The sequence below is a fragment of the Tepidibacillus fermentans genome, assembly GCF_004342885.1.
In the GTDB taxonomy this organism is placed as follows: domain Bacteria; phylum Bacillota; class Bacilli; order Tepidibacillales; family Tepidibacillaceae; genus Tepidibacillus; species Tepidibacillus fermentans.
This window is the reverse complement of the sequence record NZ_SMAB01000010.1, coordinates 48573-71486: the sequence shown is the minus strand read 5'-3', so window position 1 is coordinate 71486 and position 22914 is coordinate 48573. Positions and strand designations below refer to the sequence as shown.

General features: G+C 35.9%; 25 protein-coding genes. 22 read left to right on the top strand and 3 right to left on the bottom strand.

The annotated features are described in order from the left end of the window. The coding region (locus EDD72_RS12705) for a hypothetical protein (RefSeq protein ID WP_207893669.1) at window positions 1-193 on the top strand (193 nt) is incomplete at its 5' end. Here EDD72_RS12705 and EDD72_RS07750 read toward each other — a convergent pair. Then, on the bottom strand, window positions 174-1133 hold the full coding sequence (locus tag EDD72_RS07750) for a hypothetical protein (protein ID WP_132769005.1): 960 nt from the start codon (window positions 1131-1133) through the stop codon (window positions 174-176). The two genes, EDD72_RS12705 and EDD72_RS07750, sit on opposite strands and share 20 nt — an antisense overlap. 386 nt (window positions 1134-1519) lie before the next feature. Next, window positions 1520-2644: an IS4 family transposase gene (locus EDD72_RS07745; protein WP_096550535.1), complete on the bottom strand. Its 1125-nt coding sequence runs from the start codon at window positions 2642-2644 to the stop codon at window positions 1520-1522. 525 nt (window positions 2645-3169) lie between these two features. Between EDD72_RS07745 and radC the strand changes: the two genes are divergently transcribed. From radC to cshA, 16 genes are all read left to right on the top strand, one after another. Continuing rightward, window positions 3170-3646: a RadC family protein gene (gene radC, locus EDD72_RS07740; protein ID WP_132769003.1), complete on the top strand. Its 477-nt coding sequence runs from the start codon at window positions 3170-3172 to the stop codon at window positions 3644-3646. 12 nt (window positions 3647-3658) lie between these two features. Then, complete coding sequence (locus tag EDD72_RS07735) at window positions 3659-3964, top strand: hypothetical protein (protein WP_132769001.1); 306 nt, start codon at window positions 3659-3661, stop codon at window positions 3962-3964. Window position 3965: 1 nt separating this feature from the next. Beyond that, window positions 3966-4274: a DUF960 family protein gene (locus tag EDD72_RS07730; RefSeq protein WP_165895013.1), complete on the top strand. Its 309-nt coding sequence runs from the start codon at window positions 3966-3968 to the stop codon at window positions 4272-4274. 350 nt (window positions 4275-4624) lie between these two features. Then, window positions 4625-5038, top strand: coding sequence for a hypothetical protein (locus EDD72_RS07725; RefSeq protein ID WP_132768997.1), 414 nt, complete (start codon window positions 4625-4627; stop codon window positions 5036-5038). Between the two features lie 155 nt (window positions 5039-5193). After that, window positions 5194-6069, top strand: a complete 876-nt coding sequence (locus tag EDD72_RS07720; protein WP_165895012.1) for a hypothetical protein — start codon at window positions 5194-5196, stop codon at window positions 6067-6069. Between the two features lie 118 nt (window positions 6070-6187). Then, on the top strand, window positions 6188-6619 hold the full coding sequence (locus EDD72_RS07715; RefSeq protein ID WP_132768993.1) for a hypothetical protein: 432 nt from the start codon (window positions 6188-6190) through the stop codon (window positions 6617-6619). A gap of 23 nt (window positions 6620-6642) precedes the next feature. Continuing rightward, window positions 6643-7122, top strand: coding sequence for a hypothetical protein (locus tag EDD72_RS07710; protein WP_132768991.1), 480 nt, complete (start codon window positions 6643-6645; stop codon window positions 7120-7122). After that, complete coding sequence (locus EDD72_RS07705) at window positions 7122-7775, top strand: hypothetical protein (RefSeq protein WP_132768989.1); 654 nt, start codon at window positions 7122-7124, stop codon at window positions 7773-7775. The genes EDD72_RS07710 and EDD72_RS07705 overlap by 1 nt, the downstream gene beginning before the upstream one ends. Before the next feature lie 65 nt (window positions 7776-7840). Continuing rightward, complete coding sequence (locus EDD72_RS07700) at window positions 7841-9541, top strand: DNA primase family protein (RefSeq protein WP_132768987.1); 1701 nt, start codon at window positions 7841-7843, stop codon at window positions 9539-9541. Between the two features lie 164 nt (window positions 9542-9705). Then, window positions 9706-9846 carry a hypothetical protein gene (locus EDD72_RS12550; RefSeq protein ID WP_165895008.1) on the top strand — a complete coding sequence of 47 codons (141 nt, stop codon included), beginning with the start codon at window positions 9706-9708 and terminating at the stop codon, window positions 9844-9846. Next, a complete protein-coding gene (locus tag EDD72_RS07695) occupies window positions 9818-11506 on the top strand; it encodes a recombinase family protein (protein ID WP_132768986.1) in 1689 nt (562 codons plus the stop codon). Before EDD72_RS12550 ends, EDD72_RS07695 begins: the two co-directional genes overlap by 29 nt. A 40-nt stretch (window positions 11507-11546) precedes the next feature. After that, on the top strand, window positions 11547-11840 hold the full coding sequence (locus EDD72_RS07690) for a hypothetical protein (RefSeq protein WP_132768985.1): 294 nt from the start codon (window positions 11547-11549) through the stop codon (window positions 11838-11840). 283 nt (window positions 11841-12123) lie between these two features. Further along, a complete protein-coding gene (locus tag EDD72_RS07685; RefSeq protein ID WP_243643804.1) occupies window positions 12124-12438 on the top strand; it encodes a hypothetical protein in 315 nt (104 codons plus the stop codon). Between the two features lie 54 nt (window positions 12439-12492). Then, the gene (locus EDD72_RS07680) at window positions 12493-13272 is read left to right on the top strand and encodes a hypothetical protein (protein ID WP_132768984.1); all 780 of its coding nucleotides are present in this window, start codon (window positions 12493-12495) and stop codon (window positions 13270-13272) included. A 249-nt stretch (window positions 13273-13521) separates the two neighbouring features. Further along, the gene (locus EDD72_RS07675; RefSeq protein WP_165895011.1) at window positions 13522-14223 is read left to right on the top strand and encodes an FTR1 family iron permease; all 702 of its coding nucleotides are present in this window, start codon (window positions 13522-13524) and stop codon (window positions 14221-14223) included. 96 nt (window positions 14224-14319) lie between these two features. After that, complete coding sequence (gene cshA, locus EDD72_RS07670) at window positions 14320-15807, top strand: degradosome RNA helicase CshA (protein ID WP_207893668.1); 1488 nt, start codon at window positions 14320-14322, stop codon at window positions 15805-15807. A 45-nt stretch (window positions 15808-15852) separates the two neighbouring features. Here the strand turns inward: cshA and EDD72_RS07665 are convergent, their stop codons facing one another. Next, window positions 15853-17085, bottom strand: coding sequence for an aminopeptidase (locus tag EDD72_RS07665; protein ID WP_132768979.1), 1233 nt, complete (start codon window positions 17083-17085; stop codon window positions 15853-15855). Between the two features lie 199 nt (window positions 17086-17284). Between EDD72_RS07665 and EDD72_RS07660 the strand changes: the two genes are divergently transcribed. The 5 genes from EDD72_RS07660 (at window position 17285) to EDD72_RS07640 (ending at window position 22627) form a co-directional block, all read left to right on the top strand. Continuing rightward, window positions 17285-18949 carry a glutamine--tRNA ligase/YqeY domain fusion protein gene (locus EDD72_RS07660; protein ID WP_132768977.1) on the top strand — a complete coding sequence of 555 codons (1665 nt, stop codon included), beginning with the start codon at window positions 17285-17287 and terminating at the stop codon, window positions 18947-18949. A 212-nt stretch (window positions 18950-19161) separates the two neighbouring features. After that, window positions 19162-19782 carry a DUF47 domain-containing protein gene (locus tag EDD72_RS07655; protein ID WP_132768975.1) on the top strand — a complete coding sequence of 207 codons (621 nt, stop codon included), beginning with the start codon at window positions 19162-19164 and terminating at the stop codon, window positions 19780-19782. A 12-nt stretch (window positions 19783-19794) separates the two neighbouring features. Next, window positions 19795-20784, top strand: a complete 990-nt coding sequence (locus tag EDD72_RS07650) for an inorganic phosphate transporter (RefSeq protein WP_132768973.1) — start codon at window positions 19795-19797, stop codon at window positions 20782-20784. Between the two features lie 164 nt (window positions 20785-20948). Then, the gene (locus tag EDD72_RS07645; RefSeq protein WP_132769013.1) at window positions 20949-21731 is read left to right on the top strand and encodes an aldo/keto reductase; all 783 of its coding nucleotides are present in this window, start codon (window positions 20949-20951) and stop codon (window positions 21729-21731) included. A gap of 38 nt (window positions 21732-21769) precedes the next feature. Continuing rightward, window positions 21770-22627 carry a carbon-nitrogen hydrolase family protein gene (locus tag EDD72_RS07640; RefSeq protein WP_132768970.1) on the top strand — a complete coding sequence of 286 codons (858 nt, stop codon included), beginning with the start codon at window positions 21770-21772 and terminating at the stop codon, window positions 22625-22627. Window positions 22628-22914: the final 287 nt, after the last annotated feature.

Here is a 22914-nt window from a genome sequence, read left to right as displayed (position 1 = left end):
CCTAAATAAGATAAGAATCTTAGAAAATGATGAGCAAAAAAAGACAAATCCCAACTCAAATGAAGCATTTGAGTTGGGGTTTGTCGACAGTCTGAGGACTTTACACTATATTAGTGTAAAGTCCTTTCTTTATTTTACAGATGTTGATGCAAAAATATTTTCGATTATTAAATTTATTTATACAGATTTCTAAGTTTATCCATGTAATCTGGAACTGTTTCTCTAATCAAATTAACTAACTCTTCTTTATTTTTTGGTGGTTTTAAGTCAAGTGATTTCGCAAGAGCTTTCCACTCGGAAGATGTATACTGATTGAACTCTTCAAAGGGATAGTTTTTATGAATGAAAGAAATATATTCATGAGCTGTTTGGTTTTCTGCTCGGATTTTTCTTAAAACTTTTCTCATCTCATCGTTGCTTGTCTTGAGCATTCTTACTAGTCCACCAAAATTCGCTGCATGTGAGCTACCTGGTGGTTTTCTTGATATTGGGCCTGTAATTCTTTCCCTATTACCATTTGCATTTAATGGCTCTCCGTGGTGTTTACAAGGAATCCCCTTGCTCAAACATTCATCTGGACATGTAGAACTGTCGACGAAATAACCACCTCTAGCTATATGCAATTCATCTCTTAGAAAAGCTACTTCTAAAGCATTACCGATAAAGAAATCTTCTATATAAGGATATGAGTGGATACCATTATCAGTTTTCCATGTCCAAATTAATACAACTAATAAGTCAAATTGACCTAAGTTTTGTTTTATTTCATCAAAATGACCTTTTGACTCATCTGCATCTTTATTCATAGATTTAATTTCAATTCTAAATAGTTCTCCTCTATGAGTGGTAGGGTCCCATAATTCATTCTTTTTTACGCAAGCAAAATCATTATAATCATTATCTGGGAACCAGGCTATTTCACAATCCACTTTTGGGTCGCGATGTAGTAGTTGGTTCATATTAAATCCCCATAAAGCCTCAAGCAATGTTCCCATTCCACTCCCTACTCTACCACCTCTAGTTAAGATTTTTTCCTTACAAAAATTGTTTGTTTCCTGAACTGCTTTTGCCATTATGTCCTTAATTTTTTGGGTCATACCTTTAAGGTATTCATAATCATATGTATTAGACATTTTATTCCTCCTTATTGTGCACATTAATATAGTTTTATATATTTTTTGATAATGCTTTAAGAAAATAACTTTTCTTATAATAAACCATATATCAAAAATAATAATGGGAAAAGCTTTACTTTTCACTGGACACTATTGATGTAATAAATAATTTAGCAAAAAGAAAGTTAGATGCTAAAAGTAGAATAATATGGAATTCTATAACCCTTTGCTTGATACCGAATCAATTTATAGTGCAAATCACTACCGTCGCATAAATAATGTCTGAATTTTCAGTTTTATTTTTTCTGGACTTTAGAGAAAAAACGAAAACACCTAAGCGAGGGTAGTAAACATCCATTTTTTTACTATAACCTATGACTTGTGCAACAACGACTGGCAAACCTTTATGGGACGCCGTTTCCTTCGATTTTTCGTAACCAAATGTGAGCGGATTTCCACAAAGAAGCCTTCAAATAGCGACTAATTTGTAAGTAACTGCGTTCGCTATTCGTGTTCAACTGAGCTAAAACATTCAGACAGTACACTATCATGGCTACGTACACTTGATTATGTACAGCTTGTTCACTGTGACCAAAAAACTTTTTAATGTTCAGATGTTGTTTCATCCATTTGAAAAAAAGTTCGATTGCCCAACGTGATTGGTAGGTTTCTGCAATTTCATCTGCGTCAATGTCAAACCGATTTGTCAGTAAATGAAGCTCATTTCCTTTTGTATCATGCAATTTGAGTAAGCGAAACACGTTTTCAGAACGATTTTGTGGTGTTCCAATGACAACCATTTCATCAGAGAATACGGGTGAATCTTCTGGTAACGAAAAGGATTCTAACACTCGGACAACAGCGTTTTTACGCAAACGGGTCACAAAGAAATAGCCATCTTCCGTCATTTGATCAAAGCGCCCATAATCCAAGTAACCACGATCAAACACGTACATGCATTCTTTGTCATCCACGAATACTTCTAGTTGACCACGATCATGTTCGTTGGCATTCGTGAGTACGGCTTTATCTGGATAGGAGAGTCCTTTTTCCATAAAAACAAGTCGTAAGTGAAGCTTTACTCCTGATTTTGTTTTTCGAAACTCTGCCCACTTATGATTGGTCAAATTAAGCGGTAATGTACTCGAATCAATGATTTTCAAAGGCGTTGTCACTTTTCTTCTTGTTTGGAAATTGGTTTTCCGATGAATTTGTGCCACTAAATCGAGAAAAATCGTTTGAAAGAACTCAGTTGGGATGGTATTGATTCGTCTCCCTAACTGTGAAAAACTAATCGATTCCAATCCCGTTGCTCGTTGTAATTCTTCTAAAAAGACAGCGTCACTCAACGCCCGTAAACTCTCGGTTTCATGGAGTTGGGCATACAAAAGCAGTTTCATAAATGAAGCCATATAAAGCTTCTTGGTATAGTGATTTAATTGATGTGTTTTCACTAGGTCGTCAAATAATGGACGATTAATCGGTGAAAACCATTGTTCAAATGATGTTTTTCGTGTAAACTTATCCATGCTTTTGTCCTTTGTATTGGATTTGGATGGTTTACTACCACCCAACCATTATAAAGGATTTTTTTGTGTTTAGATTATATTTCAGAAAATTCGGTTTATTTGAAGGTGTTAAATTATTTTAATGCGACGCTAGTGAGTGCAAATATATATTATTTTTAAGAAAACGACTTATTTTAAATTTTAATGTAATCGATGAGTTAGGAGTGAACAGTTTTTGGCAGAAAAGATTGAACCCTTTTTACCAGTTTAGAGCACCTACATTACACAAAGAGGCATGCATGCTAGATTAATTAGCTGTGTGAATGCTTCTGTATGATGTTGATTCGTAAGGGTATCTTGCGTAGAGGTTTTTGCCGAAAAGCTAGAGTGGACGAACTAAATTTGAGAAATGTATTCATGATTATTTAGCCAAGAGTGTTCATTCTGTCTCACGGTCACACCTCAATTCCTTATATATATTAGGAATTGAGGCTTTTCTTTTTAGGAAGGTTATATGAGTTAATAAAAACTAGGAAGGGGAAACCAATGGAGATTTTAAATGTTGAGAAATCAAAGAAATTCCCTGCAAAAAGGGTTAATATTGTATCTATTAAATTAGTAAAGGAATCAAGCGTTCTCTATAAAGAACGTTGTATCCGGTCACCTAAAGATGGATATCAGCTGTTAAAGCAGTTTTTAGCTGAAAGAGACCGTGAGCATTTCATCGTTGTTTCACTTGATACCAAGAATCAACCAGTCTCAATCAATGTTTGCCATATTGGGAGCTTAAACGCAAGCATCGTTCATCCGAGAGAAGTGATGAAATCGGCTATATTGTCAAACGCCGCTTCAATCATTGTCGGTCACAATCATCCTTCGGGAAAAGCGGAACCCAGCCGAGAAGACATTGAAGTAACGAAAAGATTGGTGGAGGCAGGAAAAATCATTGGCATTGAGGTTTTGGATCACATAATAGTAGGAGATGAAACGTTTACGTCTTTAAAAGAAAAAGGTTATATCTAAGGAGTTGGTGAAATGTATAGCAAAGAAGAAGTGAAAATGTTTATGCAAGCTCAGTTTGGATTAGTCATCAACATGGATAGATTAGCGGAGGAAGCGGTACAGCTATACCTTGATGAGTTGGACTATGAATTAGTTTCGCCGGAATTCGTTGAGAACTTACCAGACCCGGTCATATTTCAAACCTATTCATATACGGATGAAGCAGAGTGGATTATTGGAATCGCTTTGGAAGCAGAGACCAATAATCCACTCTTTTTAGTTTGTCTGAAGGATGGGGTAAGAGTGTATGAAAAATTACTGAGTGAGGGAGAAATGTAATTTGTCTAGAAAACGAAAGCCAAAATATGTAACAAAAGCTGTTAGCGAAGAGATTAGCGTTGAAATTCAGGCTCTACTATGGGGATTGATGGACATATTAGCGACTAAGAGAAAAGAACGAATGGATTATTTGCAGGTTTTTGAAATTTCAGCAACTAAAAAGCACATTCACATTGTAAATAAACAAGAAAAGCCACCTATACAAGAGAAATTTGTATTCAGTAATGTATCTATTGTTACTAAAAATGTAGTTGTCTGGATAATCGATGACCATGAAAAACAGGTAATGCTGTTCCCTAGTGATTATTAAAGATAATAAGCAGGCGGTAAATAAGAATCCAATTGAAATGTATGATGCGCTCGCTCACTTGATGGTACTCCATTGATACCTCTATATAAAGTGAAGGGGCGTATTTTTTTTGTTCAATTGAGTAGCTCTTTAGGGAAAGCTTGTGTATTGTTGTTATAAAACTGAAAAGTCTAATTCGCATAACAAAAATGATGATTAGAGAACAATCTATTAGGAGCCATAATAGCCTAATCCACCTTGGAAAATCATACTCCATTTATTGTGTATATAATGCTTATGACCGATTGATACGGAGGTAGTTAGGCTATTACTGTTCCAAAAAAATATTCATTGTACGAGGAGGAATATTAATGCTTAGAAAGGGACATCTACAGCTGGATATATTTCCCGAAGTCTACATAAACGTTGAAGAATTGATACCTCCTAAAGTCATTGAACCATCCATTCCGGAAGGGGAAACAGAGTTAGTTATTACAGGCTACCATGTAACCGAAGAAAACTATGGCTACTATCATCAAGGGAAAAAAAGGGTGACGATTACCTTTTCGAATGAACAAGGACAAACATTTTCCCAAACCTATTATATAGACAAATATAATCCTAACTTGGCAAAATTTATATATCAAGTCCTTGGGAATATTCCAGAAGGTGAATTTAGCCTAAAAACACTTAAAGGGAGAAAAATTAGAGCGTTTCTCTATCACAACTATACCAATGAGGGGAGAGGCTACGTGAATATCGCTTCATGTGAGCCTATTGAATAAGGTGGTACCCCTAAATTAACCGTTTAATAATCTGTTATAAGAAAGCCAAGAATGGGGGTAGGTAGAACAGCTACCCCTCACCTATTATTTTTTTTACAGGGAGGAAGAGAAAAATGGACGAAAGGTTTTCCACCCATACGTTGTTCAATTGCTCTTTGAAAGATATTAATAAAGATAGTGATGTAATCGAGATAATGGAGAGCAGATTAAAACAGAGTTTGAGATTACTTTCGACCGTTATCCAATTTATTATAATAGATAAAAATTTATCGGAAGAAGCTGTAAAATATCTTGGGAGATTTGAAAGGATAAAAAGCTTTAATGGAAAAAAGTTACCTCCAATTGCAGAGAAATATTGGAGCATAGAAGAAATTACTCTATTAATTATAATGTTGCGTACTATCACTCGGAAGAGATATAACTCGATGGAAAAGACAGTAAAAAAATTCATGACTACCGGAAAACCTCCAACAAACAAAGTACTCATATCGAATCAAGAGTGGTTATTGGAGGCATACAAGTGTTTAGGATTGCTTAAGCACACTAAATGGAGTAAAAAAATTGACGAAGAGTTGTTAATGACCACATCAAGGGACATTTCCGTCCGAGAATCCCTTGAGAATATTAAGAAAGTGGAACTTGCTATTATTAAGTCAGGTGTACTGGAGGGAGAATTAGACTCTGTAATAGGTCAAATCCTAGCTAAATGTGCTTATCCAGAGCTTTTGAAAGAAAATCAGAAGAGTTATGCTGTTCAACTGGTCGAAGCTGTGAGCGAGGTCATTTTTGCGTTAGAAAAGATTAAGGGGGTTATCCCTCAGACGATAGCGGTAAATGAATCAATTAAACAGCTGCGTAAACTTACAGAGGATATTGGGTTCAGTTATGACATAAGTAAATATTATACAGATTCTTATTGGGAAAGCGTAATGGACGATGTAAAGAATGAAGATACTTTATCGGTTATTAAAAAAATGCTTACGGAAAAATATGCGGTAGAATTAGACACGATAGAGAAAAACACACTTTAAAAATCAACGGTTGAATCGGATTTTTTTTATCCCGATTCAACCGTATTTTGTTTTGTCCAATTTCTATATAGTTAATACCAGAGATTTACCGAATAAAAAAATAAAGGAGGAAACAAAAATGACGGTAATTGAAAAAGCACAAAAATATTATAAGGGGAATCTAAGTTTTTTCGATGACGCACAAGAGCAGTATAAACACCTCGGAAGCGTATTGGATAAAGAAAAGAGATTAATGGAGATATGTCCATTTGGTGATGAGATTAGCGATTCAAATGGTGAGAACGACTTCGCAGTACTTGATGATGTCAATACATTGAAAAATGTGATGGTCTTTGCGGAAATTAATCGTTACAGAGAAACTCTTTTGGCTGATATGCCAGAAGATGAAAGAAGGAAAGTGACTCGACTCATAATTAACAATCTCGATAAGTTTCACGTTAAACCAGTTGCCTTCGAAGTAAAAGAAGATGCCATTGTAGTTGCATGGTACCTCAATTCGGTAATAAACACCTTCAGATTTTCGGACAACATTGAGGCATTAGTAGACTAATTAAACGAAAAGGAGATATCAAAATGACTCATTATTTGTTGAAAAAATACACTTTTCGAAAAGATCATTATGACGGAATCAATGCGTTGTATAGGCTTTCGGCTGTAATGAGCTTGGAATCAACTTCAAACGAATCAAGTATAACAGAGCAAATTCAACAACTCATCTTGACAGTAAAAACCTGGTCTGTTGTTCCAAATGAGATTGTGGTTTTTCCAAACAGAGCCGAACTTCACTGGTACACAATAGGCTTTCAGATGTCGATGAATCAGGAACAGTATTTGAACTTGATTCAACAATTTCTATCATTCTTAAACAACATACCTGAAATGGATGTCCAATTTCTTGAACGATGTTTAATCGAGGATCCAGAGCGACTTGTGTGGAGTGTTCCGAATCAAATGATTAATTTCTTACCTGAATTCACCTCTGAATGTTTCGGATTGAAAGGACAAGAAATAAAAGTCCTGATATTGAATGAGAGATTGGAGGTAGTGGCATAATGGCACTCATCAAAAAAGTAAAGCGCCCTGTTTTAAAGGGAGAACAAGAATATCTAAGAATGAAAGGTTTGAATCATTCAATGACATCTAACAATGATTTAGTAAAAACAACGAATGTTTCTTTAGAGGAAAGCAACAACGCAGTTTTGTCAAATCAAACGTATAATAGTAACATTTACCAATTGAACAATGATGAAGCATGTGTTGGTGAAATGGAAAAGGAGTCTGTTAAGAACAAGAATCATTCCGCAATGAATCGCATTATCTCTTTCTTAGAAGAGAACGTGAGAATGCCGAGAAAGGCAAAGGTCGAAGAAGATGATTATTATTTCCGAATCGACAATATTACCAGTCGAGAAGGTATAGAAGGGAAATTTGGGACATATGACCAGTTCTTGATTACATTCTCACTTTCTCAAAGTGGTATGGACGTTCCGATACAAATCACTCTACCTTATACCGTTTCGTCAAACCCTGAGTCACCACTGATGATGTTCCTTGTTCATTTCAAACCCATTTTTCAAGGGCAGAGCATTACCATAAAGCAATTAGTTGGATTGCAAGGTCGGTGCAAAATCACTCATTATCAAAATACTTATGGTGATGTTTATGAACGCTTGGAGGTCTTAAAAGTTGAACAGCCGAATCAATAAGAATTTTAAAAGAAGGGAAAAGAGTTTTCTTTCTTTTCCCTTCTCGAATAAAAGGAGAAAGTATGATGCGACAGAAAATAACCGAATTAAATGAAAATGCAGTCAAACAATTTATCTTTCCTTATCCTATTCAAAAAGTAAGACTACTTGAATCATCCGAAATAACGAGAAGATTAATGCAGGAAATTGATGTAAAGGAGAACCTTTCATTAATTGTAACAGCCATAAATATGGTGGCACTTGAAGAGAAAGCAGCGTTTTTTTCTGCCTTGATGTATCACGTTCATGCAACATCCAAGTCAGATGCGATGGAAATGTACAACAATGCCGAAACAGTATCCCAATCAGTGGTCCCATCGGCTTTACTTACAGAATTGGAACTTATCTTGAAGGTCGGTAGAGCGGAAGAACGCGGCTTTTTCTACGATGAAAAGAAAAATACCTTTGCGTTCAACGCCAACGCTTTTGCGAAACACTTTATCAAACGATGTCATATTCGTTCCACTAAAGACGGTCGATTGTTTCTATACAACAAAAAAGGTGTGTATGAAGAACTAGCTGAAGTGAACCTCGGAAAAATCATTAGAAAAATTATGCACGAGGGGCTTTGGAATAGTTGGACTAGCAATCGTGAAAAGGAAGTAGTAAAAGCACTCCAGCGTGAAGCTATTAGTGTGGATGAAATGAACACGAAGCGGAATTACATCAATCTGAAAAATGGAATGTTAAATTTGACGTCATTCACTCTTCATCCTCACTCGCCTGAATATTTATCTACTGTACAAATACCGATTGATTATGATCCGAAAGCAGCAGCCCCTAAATTTCTTGATTTTATGAAGGGTATTACATTAAACGATGATGAGTTGATTAGTGTACATCAGGAGTTAATGGGATATTGGCTTACGGTTGAAACAAAAGCAGAAAAAGCAGTCTACTATTACGGTCGAGGAGCCAACGGAAAGAGTGTCTTGGCTGCTATCGTGACCGCTCTTGTGGGAGAAGATAACGTCAGTAGTGTACCACTTTCCCAGTTCAATCAGCAATTCGGCTTGGAAGGTATAGTGGGGAAATCGCTCAACATTGCTGCTGAAAATGAATTGAGTGGGAAAATGCTCAAAACAGAAAGTGTCAAATCGATTGTGAGTGGTGACAATATCACGATTAATGTTAAGTACCGCCCACCCATTATTAACTATAAGCCATTCTGTCGTTTGCTTTTTTTGGTCAATAACTTACCAGATTCAGCAGATGTGACGAATGGATATTTCCGTAAGTTTATTATTATTCCGTTTAAAAGAACCTTTCGTCAAGAAGAACGAAATGTCAATTTAAAACAGGAATTATTGGAAGAATTGCCTGGCATATTGAATTGGGCGATTGAAGGCTTGAAACGTTTGAAAGAAAACAACTACCAATTCAGTTATAGTAAAGCGATTGAAGAATGTCAACTAGCATACTATGCTGAACAGAATCCAGTTAGGGAATTTTTCCTTGAACATATCGTGCTAGAAGAAGGAGCACGGACAAAACAGTCGGATTTCCACCAAAAATACTTACAATGGTTGTATTTACAAGGGATTGACGATAAAGGAACGAAATCAAAACAAATCTTCTGGCGATACTTCAAAATCGTTCTTGAGAATGAGAATATCCCGATTGTGAAGAAGAAAATCAAAGGAACTATTTACTTTGATGGAATGAAGATTGTGGGCTTAGATAATACTCAACATCCGTTTTTAAGTGGTGACATCATTCAATTTTAGGGGGGATTAGGGGGCGTATGAAAATATAAAAATATAGTGGAGTAGAAAATCACAAATCAAAGCGAAAGAAAAGTTTTGATTTTACAAACCACCCACGCCCCCCTCTATCTCATTTCATTAGAAAATAAAATATATATTATTAATCCGATGAGGGGGAACTCAACTTGGACATGGAAAAAACAATCGAATACGAATGCCAAAGTCTAATCGACATCTTAGCAGAAATGGTCACAACTTATTTGACCATTCATCCAATTCAAAGAGGGGGAGAAGCAAATGCAGAACCATGCAATGAATCTGTTTGACCAGCTTGACCCAATGAGCCAAGCTGGAACACAGAAACGAGCTGCTATATATGCTCGAGTCTCGACTACTGAACAAGCAGAGGAAGGATATAGTATTGATGAACAAGTTCGCGTTTTGAGAGAAATGTGTGAGCGCGAAGGATACATTGTTTACAAAGAATACGTTGACCGTGGGATAAGCGGTAAGGACATTAAGGGTAGACCAGCACTACAACAACTTCTCTACGATGCGCAGTACAAGTCTTTTGATGTGGTGTTGGTGTGGAAGATGAATCGATTATCAAGAAAATTGAACGACCTAATGAGTATTATTGAAAAATTAAAAACCAAGAATATTGCTTTTCGTTCATACACTGAAAGGTACGAGACAGAATCGCCTTCTGGTAAATTGCTATTTCATATGATGGGAGCTATTGCAGAATTTGAACGCGATAATATATCTCAAAACGTAAAGATGGGTATGATTGCAAGAGCGAAGGAAGGTTCATGGAACGGTGGACAGGTACTCGGGTATGATGTGGTGAGTGTGCCAAGTGATAATAGAAAAAGAAAAACATCTAAACTAGTAATCAATGAAAAAGAAGCACAGACGGTTCGGAAGATATTCAATCTTTATATACAAGGAAATGGATATAAGTCCATTGCCAATCGATTGAATAAAGAGGGGTATCGAACAAAGAAAAATAAAGCATTCTCGATTAATGGTGTTAAAACCATACTAAGCAATCCAATCTATGCAGGTTATATCCGATACAATGTCAGAAGAGATTGGAACGAAAAAAGAAGAAATAACATTAATCCAAATCCAGTTATCGTAAAGGGGCAACATGAACCTATTATTACAGAAGAAATATGGGAAAAAGCCAAAAATATTATGAAAAACCGCTCTGGTAAACCAAATCGAATCCACAGTGGCGAGTTTCCTCTCACAGGTATTCTAAAATGTCCCGTATGTGGAGCAGGTATGGTATTAGGAAGAACAACTAACCGAAACAAAGATGGAACAAAACGAGTATTGGAATATTACGTCTGTGGGGCATGGAAGAACAAAGGAACCGCTGTTTGTCACTCGAATAGCGTGAGAACGGACTATGCTGACAAGTATGTTCTACAAAAGCTAGCAGAATTAGCCAACAATGATGTATTGATTCAGCGCATTGTTGAAAATATTAATCGAAAGAATAAAGACGGCTTAACCCCACTACAACAAGAATATGAAACACTAAAAAAATCGTTATCTACCATCCAAACGAAAAAAGACAAAGTACTAGGTTTATATGAGGATGGAGTGATTACGAAAGATGACCTTGTTAGCAGGTTATCCAGTCTGAATGATGAGAAGGAGCGGCTGGAGGAACGACTTACCCCAATCGAGGAACAAATGGTGCAAGGTGGTATCCCAAATATAAACTTTAGAGTAGTCAAGCAAGTCATGCAGAATTTCATGACAGCCTACAAGGAAGCTTTAACACAAGAACAGCGTAAACAACTGTTGCATCTGTTGATTCATCAAATTACCATCTCGGAAAACAGAAAAATTGACACGATACAAATTCAACTGAATAAAGAAGTAGTGAAACACTTCACCATTAAAGGAGAAGAGAGTTCATCAACAATGGATGAACTCTCTCCTCCTTTTTCTATTTTTATAAATCTGTAAGAAACAAATAAAACTCAAAAAAGGATGAGGTTAGATAAAGATGACAGCAATTGAATTGTTTAAAAAATACATGAACAGATATTGGTCGGAACTTATGAATGATAATTGGATGGTTAGTGTGGCTACATTCAAAAGGTCAAACATTTTTCATGAAAAGCTAAAAGAGCTAATTCCAGATGACCTAGAGTACGGAAGATGTCTAGTTTTCTATAATTCAGAAGAAAAAAGAAACGAGGTATACCTATTTCAGGATGAGCGAGGTGAGAAGAATTTAGCAATTACATTCATGACTGATGATATTCTTGTTCACGCTATTGCTATTGAAACTCTGTAAACGATAAATGAAGTAAATGAAAAAAGATTGGCTTCTCGATAGTCAGTCTATTTTTTATGTCTAAAAACATTGAAAGGAGGTGAGTCAATGTCACCAATTGACCTTTTTAAGGCAGGAGTAGTGTTTGGTTTGTCTATCTATATGTTATTGAAAGAAAAAAGTTGATTGTACTTTAAGGAGAATAGAGGTGAATAGTAATGAGATATTTCTTGTTGGGAACAGTGTTTGGAATAGCCGTATGTATAGCGATGGAGTTTGCACAAAAATCGTATAGGAGTTATCAATGATGAAAAAAATTCAGCGTTTAAAGGACTTTAAAACAATCGGGGGTGAGCTTTCAAAGGAATTAGTGAAGTATTTGGAAGAAGAATTTTTCGGTCTTTATGAATATCTAAGCAATGGTGAGAAAGTTGAGGACTTTATACTTCCTTCATATCAGGCTATGATAATATTGGAAAAAGAGGAAGAATTGAATCAACTTATTCAGAACTCAATGGAACTAGAATTTATGGAAGAAGATTACCTGAAGGAAATGGTGATATTACGAATTGGAATGAGAAGTTGGGATGATATTCAACTTTTCTACTACAAGAAGTAGTCAAAAATTAAGTAAACAGTCTCTTAATTTTCTGTATGTATTGGGGTATTAGAAATGAAAACATTAGATGACATTATATTGAACCGTTTAAGGCAATCACCTCCAAAAGATTGTTCTGTAGTGCCAGGAAGTACACCAGTTATTGCATTTGGAAAATTTAGAAGTGCAAAAGTAGCTACTATAAGTTTAAATCCAAGTTATCATGAATTTGACATTGTTAAAGGAGAACGCAGGTTTCATACCCTTGAAAGTCTTGGGATAACTAAGTATGAAGAAATTAATGAAACTCATAAAAATTTAGTACTAGACTATTGTGAAAGATACTTTGAACGACCAGGAATTGTATATTCAGACTGGTTTGACAGGATAGCAGACTTCTTAAAAAAGTCTACTGGTTATGATTATTATGATGGAACGGCATGCCATCTCGATTTAAGTCAGTGGGCAACCTTAGATGTATGGGGAAAATTGAGTTCAAATCAGAAAAAAGCACTTATTAGTTCAAGTGACTTAGAATTACTAGGTGAAATTATTAAAAATGGTCAAATTCACACCTTATTTTTAAATGGAAAGACAACCTCAAAAGAAATTTTCAAGTATTTAAATATTAAGCCCCAAAAAATCCTTTTGCGCCCGACAACTAAAGCAGAGAAGACAAAATATAAAGTTGAAGGATATGTTGCACAGACAGATAGGATTTTAGAAATGAAAATTGGACGAACCATAAACCTTATAGGATGGAACACATATCTAAAGTATGCGGGTAAGGATACCATTGAAATCTTATCCCAATGGGTAGGGCAAGAGATACAGATTTTTAAATCACAAAAATAAATCTAGATTTTATCTAGAGCTACTTTGTCAAGAATTTTAATGAAGAAAAAATTAAAAAATGTCAAAAACCTCATTTAGATACATTACGGAGAACCGTACCACAAATAAAGTTCCACTATTCATGTCCTAATGTTTGCTCAATATATGGCTGTTGATTATAAAAAATGTATGAAGCAGTTCCATTGACAATCATTTTCACACGCTTTATAATGATATTGATAATCATTATCAATTATGGAGGGATTCTATATGTTTTCAAGTATGTTTTTATCATTTAGAGAAGGTTTAGAGGCTGTTTTAATTGTTGGTATTATATTAACTTATCTTGTTCAAATCAAAAAAGAAAATCTATCAAAATATGTTTATTCTGGTGCTACTATAGGGATATTCATTAGCTTAATCGGCGGGTTTATTGGTTTTAGAGAAGCACAAGAACTTGAAGAAGCAGGGGAAGAACTATTTGAAGGAATTATGATGCTGATCGCATCTGGATTAATTGGTTATTTTGTTGTATGGATGGCAACACAAAATAGAAATATGGCAAAGAGTCTAAAAAGTAGTATCGATAAACAGAATACAGGTTGGGGATTGTTTGTATTATCTTTTCTATCTGTTTTAAGAGAAGGAATGGAACTAGTAACCTTTACTCTCACAAAAGTTAGCGAAAATGCTATAACCATAGCTTCAGGTACGGTTATTGGTATCATTTTGGCAATTATCGTTGGTTATATCGTTTTTAAGACTTCATTGAAATTAAATCTGAAAATTATCTTTCAAGTATTAGGCGTAATATTAATTTTTATCGGTGCAGAATTACTAGGGGAAGGGCTTGTTAAGTTGATTCCTTCAGGTGGAGAATTATTAGAAACGAGCAGTGCGATCCTGTTTGCTGGAGTTTCATTGATCTATTTTTTAAAGGATGACCTTTATAAAATTTTTAAAAGAGCATAATATGATTATCATCTCATCATACGGAAAAACTTTTTCTCGTAGTTCATTTTTTATAATTCATTTGCTTTTTCCTTTATAACATGCTATCGTTAGCTAATGAATATCAGCGATAAAATTATTAAAGGAGTTAGGATTTTGACAACTTTTTATGAGTTAGGATTACATCACAATATACTTCGCGCGATTACCAATATGGGCTTTGAAGAAGCAACACCCATTCAAGAACAAACAATACCTCTTGCGCTGCAAGGGAAAGATTTAATTGGACAAGCGCAAACAGGAACTGGGAAAACTGCTGCCTTTGGTATTCCACTAATCGAAAGAATAGAGAAAGAAAACTTAAGTGTTCAAGCCCTAGTTCTAACCCCAACACGTGAACTTGCAGTTCAAGTTGCAGAGGAACTAAATCGGATTGGTCAGTTTAAAGGAGTTCGTACACTTCCGATTTACGGAGGGCAAGAAATTGATCGCCAAATTAAGGCTTTAAAGAAAAGGCCGCATATCATCGTTGCAACACCTGGACGATTCATGGATCATATGAGAAGAGCAACAATTCGACTTCATTCCATCCAAATGGTAGTATTGGACGAAGCAGATGAAATGTTAAATATGGGTTTTATCGATGATATTGAAACCATATTAGAAGAGATTCCTAAGGAGCGACAAACGTTACTCTTTTCCGCAACGATGCCAAAACCTATTCAACTTCTAGCAAATAAGTTCATGAAAAACCCCGAATTTATCTCGATTAAAGCAAAAGAGCTAACGGTACCTAATATTGAACAGCAATATCTTGAAGTGAATGAAAAACAAAAGTTTGATACATTATGTCGCTTGTTGGATATTCATGCACCGGAGTTAGCCATTGTTTTCGGAAGAACAAAAAGACGGGTTGATGAATTAACAGAAGCACTAAATAAGCGAGGATATAGTGCAGAAGGAATTCATGGCGATTTAAGCCAAAGGAAAAGAGATAGTGTGTTACGAAAGTTCAAAGAGGCAAGTATTGAAATTTTGGTCGCGACCGATGTTGCAGCAAGAGGATTAGATATTAGCGGGGTTTCTCACGTATTTAATTTTGATATCCCACAAGACCCAGAAAGTTATGTTCATCGAATTGGGAGAACGGGACGTGCGGGTAAAACAGGTTTGGCGATTACATTTGTAACCCCAAGGGAGATTCCTTTTTTACGAACCATCGAAAAAGTAACAAAACGCAAAATTATACGGAAGGCAATTCCAACCGTTACAGAAGCGATGGAAGGGCAGCTGAGACTTACTGTCGAAAAACTATTGGAAGTGATCGAACAAGGAAAGTACTTTTCTTACCAAGAAATGGCAGAGAAATTATTAGATGAGCACGATTCACTTGTTCTTGTTTCTGCAGCATTAAAAATGTTGACAAAGGAACCCGACCAAACACCTGTAAAATTGACCGAAGAGGAACCCCTCAAAGTAAAAAAAGAAAAGCATGAAAAACATCAAGTACGTGCAAAAGTGAAAACTGCACTTTCAGCTAAAACCTCTTTTCAGAAAAGGCAAAGCAAGAACTTGAAATCTTCTCGAGTTGCTGCCAAAAAGTGATTTGAAAGAAAAAGCCAAGGATCGCATTCCTTGGCTTCTCCTTTATTAAAACGCCCAGTTTCCTTGACGAAAGATGGGTTCCAACTTACCGTCCTTTGTCTCCCCATCAATATCAAGATTCCTTGAGCCGATCATAAAATCAACATGGGTGATACTTTGGTTTGCACCTTTCTTTTTTAACTCTTCTTTTGAAAGGTTTGTTCCATTTTCTAGACAACTACTATAAGCACTCCCAATTGCTAAATGGCAAGAGGCATTCTCATCATACAAGGTGTTGTAAAAGAGAATGTTGGTCTGAGAGATTGGTGAATCATAGGGAACTAAAGCCACCTCACCCAAGTAATGAGATCCCTCATCGGTTTCAATTAATGTTTTGAGAATGTCATATCCTTGTTCTGCTGTAAAATCGACAATTCGGCCATCTTTAAATGTGAGTGAGAAATTATCGATCAAGTTGCCGCTGTAATTTAATGGTTTTGTACTGCGGACAACACCATTTACCCCATTTTTTAATGGCAAAGTAAAAACTTCCTCAGTGGGAATATTGGGATTAAAGTAAACGTCTTTTTGGTTTTCGCCACCTCCACCAAGCCAAATATGTTCCTCAGGAAGTTCAATGGTTAGATCGGTGCCCTTAGCTTTATAGTGCAACTTTTTATATTTCTTCTCGTTGAGATAATTGACTTTTTTTAGGAGATTTTCATTATGTTCTTTCCAAGCTTGAATCGGGTCCTCCACATCGACACGGCTCACTTTAAAAATTGCGTCCCAAAGTTTTGCAATTTGTTCTTCTTCACTTAAACCTGGGAATACTTTTGCTGCCCATTCTTTTGAAGGAACACCGATAACAGTCCAACTCACTCGATCTGATAATACATATTCACGATATTTTTGCAGAGCAAGTCCTGCCGTTTTATTAAATGTAGCAATCCGCTTTGGATCAACTCCTTTTAGTAAATCAGGGTCAGAAGAAATAATCGACATAAAACCTGCGCCATTTTCGGCCATTTCTTCAAAACCTTTTGCTTTCCACATTGGGAATTCCTTAAAGGCTTCATCAGGAGCAAGGTCATATTTAATTCGTGCTAATTTTTCGTCATTCCATTCAACATGGACGTTCTTTGCACCTACTTCATATGCTTTTTTTGCAATTTTTCTAACAAAATCAGCTGCTGTTAATGGTGCATTAATAACCAATGTTTGTCCAGGTTGAACATTAATACCAACCTTTACTGCCAATTCCGCATATTTGTCAAGATTTCGTTCAAATGAATTCATCGATCTAACTCCTTTATGTAAATATTTACTAGAGTTATTATACCATTTATTGTTTTTTTTACGAACTGATATAGAGATGACCGGGTTTATAAATGAAAAATTAGTACAAGATAATAAAGATACATAGAAATCATTTGCTTTTTATGATATAAATTATTTTTAGGATATCATGCATGGATGAAGAAAGGTTGAGAGAAGAGTGGAAGAAAAAAATGCTCCATCTAATTTCATTAGAAATATCGTAATTGAAGATTTAAAAACTGGAAAGTATGATCAGATTATTACCCGTTTTCCTCCAGAGCCAAACGGTTATTTACATATTGGACATGCCAAGTCGATCGTTCTAAATTTTGAATTGGCAGATGAATTTAATGGTAAAACCAACTTACGTTTTGATGATACAAACCCATTAAAAGAAGATAAAGAATTTGTAGAAGCGATAAAAGAAGATGTCAAATGGTTAGGTTACGAATGGGACGGCTTGTTTTTTGCTTCAAATTATTTTGAGGAAATGTACAATCGGGCCGTTCTTTTGATAAAAAAAGGATTAGCGTATGTCGATGATTTATCGGCAGAAGAGATTCGCGAAACGAGAGGAACTTTAACGGAACCAGGAAAAGAAAGTCCCTATCGTAATCGATCGATTGAAGAAAATTTAGATTTGTTCGAACGTATGCGCAAAGGCGAATTCAAAGATGGAGAAAAAGTATTGAGGGCAAAAATTGATATGGCCTCACCTAATCTGAATATGAGGGATCCTGTTCTTTATCGGATTGCCCATGCTACTCATCATAATACAGGTGATAAATGGTGTATTTATCCAATGTATGATTTTGCTCATCCAATCGAAGATGCGATTGAAGGAGTCTCACATTCTCTTTGCACTTTAGAATTTGAAGACCATCGCCCATTATATGATTGGGTCGTAAGAGAATGTGAGATGGAAAACACACCAAAACAAATTGAATTTGCAAAATTAAATTTAAGTAATACCATCATGGGGAAACGATATATCAAACAATTGGTTGAACAAAATATCATTGATGGTTGGGATGACCCACGGATACCTACGATTTCAGGTTTAAGAAGAAGGGGATATACAGCAGAATCAATCCGCAACTTTATTCGTGAGATTGGTGTGGCCAAAAGTAACAGCACAGTAGATTACCAAATGCTAGAGCATTTTGTTCGTGAAGATCTCAAATTAAAAGCACCAAGAACAATGGCGATTCTTCGCCCGTTAAAAGTAGTCATTACCAATTATCCCGAGGATCAAGTGGAAATGCTCGAAGCAGAAAATAATTCAGAGAATCCAGAGATGGGAACTCGTATGATTCCTTTCTCTCGAGAAATCTATATTGAACAAGACGACTTTATGGAGAATCCACCGAAAAAATATCACCGATTATATCCAGGAAATGAAGTTCGCTTAAAACATGCTTACTTTATTAAATGCAATGAGGTTATTAAGGATGAAAAGGGAAATGTCATCGAACTTCACTGTACGTATGATCCAGAAACAAAAAGCGGTACTGGTTTTACCGGAAGAAAGGTGAAAGGAACGATTCATTGGGTAGAAGCCAAACATGCGATCCCTGCCGAGTTCCGTTTATACGAGCCGTTAATCCTAGAGGAAGAGCAGCAAGAGGGAGGCTCTTTCTTAGAAAATATCAATCCAAATTCATTAGAAGTCTTACAAGGTTTTGTTGAGCCGAATATGAAAGAGGCAAAGCCTCAAGATAAATTCCAATTTTTCCGTCATGGATACTTCAATGTCGACCCAAAATATACTACGGACGAGAAAAAGGTGTTTAATCGGATTGTATCTTTAAAGAGTTCTTTTGTAATAGATGGTAATAAATGATTCCACATAGTGATAAGGAGTTCTGAACAAGAACTTCTTTTTTGTTGACACTCGAACTATCGGCATAAAAAACTTCCGCTAAAGAAGGACTCGACTACTTCTTCGAAAGACTTCGATAGAAGTTTTTAATATAAGGTCTATTTATTTCAAATTATCCTTTTGATAGAATATTTGAGGACAAATAAGTTCAGAAGAAAATGGGGGCGTATTTCATGTTGTTTACGTCAAAAAAGGACAAGTTTCTAGAAATGCTCTTAAGCATAGCCAAAAATTTAGAAGATGCTGCTCATTATTTTGTTGACTTTAAGATTCATAATGAGGAAGATCTAAAAGAATTTCAAAAAACGATGAAAGAATACGAAAAAAATGGGGATTCCATCATTCATCATCTTATCGTTACATTAAATAAATCGTTTATTACCCCAATTGAAAGGGAAGATATTTTGGAGTTAGCAATGAAAATGGATGATGTCTTAGATGGATTTGAACGTTGTGCATCACGCTTAGATATGTACAATATTACGCTAGCTGATCAATATATGGTTACCTTTGTAGATAAGATTTATGAAAGTTCAAAAGAAGTGGTTCGAGCTGCAGAATTACTATCTGAAAAAAAATTAATGGATATTCGTCCGCATGTGATTAAAATCAATGATTATGAATCTGAATGCGATGATCTTTTGCGTGATAGTATAAAACAATTATTCCTCAGAGAAAAGGATCCAATCAAAGTTATTCAATATAAAGAGATCTATGAAACGCTGGAGAGCATCTCTGATAGCTGCGAGGATGTTGGGAATACACTAGAAACAATCATCATGAGAAATGCTTAAGGAGATGTCAAGATGGGTACCATTCTATTACTAATCATTGTCCTTTTTGCCTTAAGTTTTGATTTTATTAATGGATTCCATGATACAGCCAATGCGATTGCTACTTCTGTATCGACTCGAGCCTTAAGTCCTAGGGCAGCCATTGTATTAGCTGCTACAATGAATTTCATTGGGGCACTTACATTTACAGGAGTAGCCAAAACGATTACAAAAGGTATTGTCGACCCTTTTACATTAGAAAACGGAGCAATGGTAGTATTGGCTGGTTTAATCGGTGCTATTATATGGAACTTGATAACTTGGTATTATGGAATTCCAAGTAGCTCTTCTCATGCAATTATTGGTGCAATTGCAGGTGCGGCGATCTCTGCAGCTGGATTCAATGCTTTGAATTACAATGGTTTTTTGAAAATTATCGAATCTTTGATAATCTCTCCTTTCTTAGCTATTACGATTGGTTTTATTATTATGACTTTGTTTCAATGGATATTTAAAGATTTCCATCTTGCAAAAACAAATCGAGGATTCCGCATCTTTCAAATCTTTACAGCTGCACTTCAATCTTATGCTCATGGTACAAATGATGCCCAAAAAGTAATGGGAATTATTACGTTAGCACTCATCGCAGGTGGATTCCAAACGAATACAAATATTCCTATGTGGGTTCGATTATTATCTGCGACAGCGATGGGTTTGGGTACATCAGTTGGGGGATGGAAGATCATTAAAACGGTTGGCGGGAAAATCATGAAAATAAAGCCGATTAATGGCGCAGCTGCAGATTTATCCTCTGCCATCGTTATCTTCGGATTTACCACCTTAAAGCTACCTGTAAGTTCAACACATGTGATCTCTTCATCGATAATGGGGGTTGGTGCTGCGAAGAGGGTGAAAGATGTAAAGTGGGGAATAGCAGGTAAAATTGTGATCACTTGGATTATTACCCTCCCACTATCAGCCCTTATTGCTGCTATGATCTATCAACTGCTCGCACTTTTTTAAAAAGGCTCAGTTTCAGATGAGTCTTTTTTGTTTCCTAAAAAACTTCAACTATATATAAAAAAGAAAGATAGGTTATAATAAGACCGATTTCACAATATGGATCAGGGGGGATTATCGTGCCATTTAATATTACCGACTCTACCGTATTACATAATGGGGTAAAAATGCCCTGGCTTGGGCTTGGTGTCTATAAGGCAAAAGAAGGGGAAGAGGTTGAAAACGCAGTAAAGACGGCATTAAAAGTTGGTTATCGGAGTATCGATACGGCGGCATTTTATGATAACGAAGTAGGAGTTGGAAAAGCGATAAGAGAATCAGGGGTACAAAGAGAAGAGATTTTTATCACGACAAAAGTTTGGAACAACCGTCAAGGATATGAATCTACACTACAAGCCTTTGAAGAGAGCAGAAAGAAGTTAGGTGTAGAATACGTTGATCTTTATTTAATTCATTGGCCTGTGAAAGGGAAATACAAAGAAACTTGGAAAGCTCTCGAAAAATTGTACAAAGATGGCTATGTTAAGGCAATTGGGGTAAGCAATTTCCAAATCCATCACCTTGAAGATGTGATGGCAGATGCTGAGATCATCCCCATGGTGAATCAAGTTGAATTTCATCCAAGACTTACACAAAAAGAATTACTTCATTTTTGCAAAACCCATAATATTCAATTAGAAGCATGGCGACCACTGATGCAAGGTCAAATTTTCAACGAACCAACAATTGTCGAATTAGCTAACAAATATAGCAAAAAGCCATCACAGATCGTACTAAGATGGGATTTACAGCATGGAGTAGTTACGATCCCTAAGTCTGTACATGAAGATCGAATTAAAGAAAACGCAGATATTTTTGACTTTGAACTCGACACAGAGGACATGCTAGCCATTGATGAATTAAATGAAAACCAAAGATTAGGAGCAGACCCGGATAACTTTGATTTTTAATTTAGGTATTTTAAGATCAAAAGACAGGAGGGCTTACGATGAAAATGCGAGTTTCTGCTGTACAGTATCATCTTCATTCAATTCACAGTTTCGAAGAGTTTGCTAAGCAAGTTGAACATTATGTAAAAACAGCAGAAGAATTTGGCGCCGAATTTCTGTTATTTCCAGAATTTTTTACTACCCAACTATTATCCATTGGTGATGAAAAAAAGAATGCATTAACTATTCAGGATTTACCATCTTTTACAGAGCAGTATCTTCACTTGTTCCAAAATCTTGCAAAAGAGAAACAGATGTATATCATTGGCGGAACTCATATTATTGAAAAGGAAGGGAAATTATATAATACAGCGCACTTATTTTATCCAGATGGAAGAATCGAAGAACAAGCAAAGCTTCACATGACACCAACGGAAGTGAAAGAATGGAAAATTACTCCTGGTGATTCACTCAAAGTTTTTGATACAGAGAAAGGGAAAATCGCCATTTTAACATGTTATGATATTGAATTCCCGGAAATTGTAAGAATGGCCAAAGCAAAAGGCGCGGATGTTATTTTTAGCCCGTCTTGTACCGATGATCGCCATGGTTTTCACCGGGTTCGCTATACAAGTCATGCTCGGGCGATCGAAAACCAAGTCTATGTTGTCCTAACAGGGACAATCGGATCATTACCAACTGTTGACTTTATGAGAGCCAATTTTGGTCAAGCAGCAATTATCACCCCGAATGATATTCCATTCCCACCAAGAGGAATTTTAGCAGAAGGGGAAATTAATGACGACATGGTGATAACCGCTGATCTTGATTTAGAACTTTTATATAAGGTTAGAGAAAGCGGCTCTGTCACGACTTGGAGAGACAGACGAACAGACTTGTATCCTGATTGGAAGTAGGGTGATCATATGTTTTATAAGGAACGATATCTGTTTAACGGAGTGAAAGAATGCCCATTGCCGTGATTCCTAATTATCTAGAGGACGAAGAATCCCATCATTATAGTGTATTAATGGAATGGGAAAACCCGTTTATAAATGAATAGCGTCTACATGATTTAGGGTCTGCCTTATGCAGGCTCTTTTTATATGTAAATACTCAATATTTGAAAAATTCTTTATTTTTGTTGAATTTAGAAAATATTTCTGTTACCATTAGAACATGGATAACTTTGTCATAGATAAGG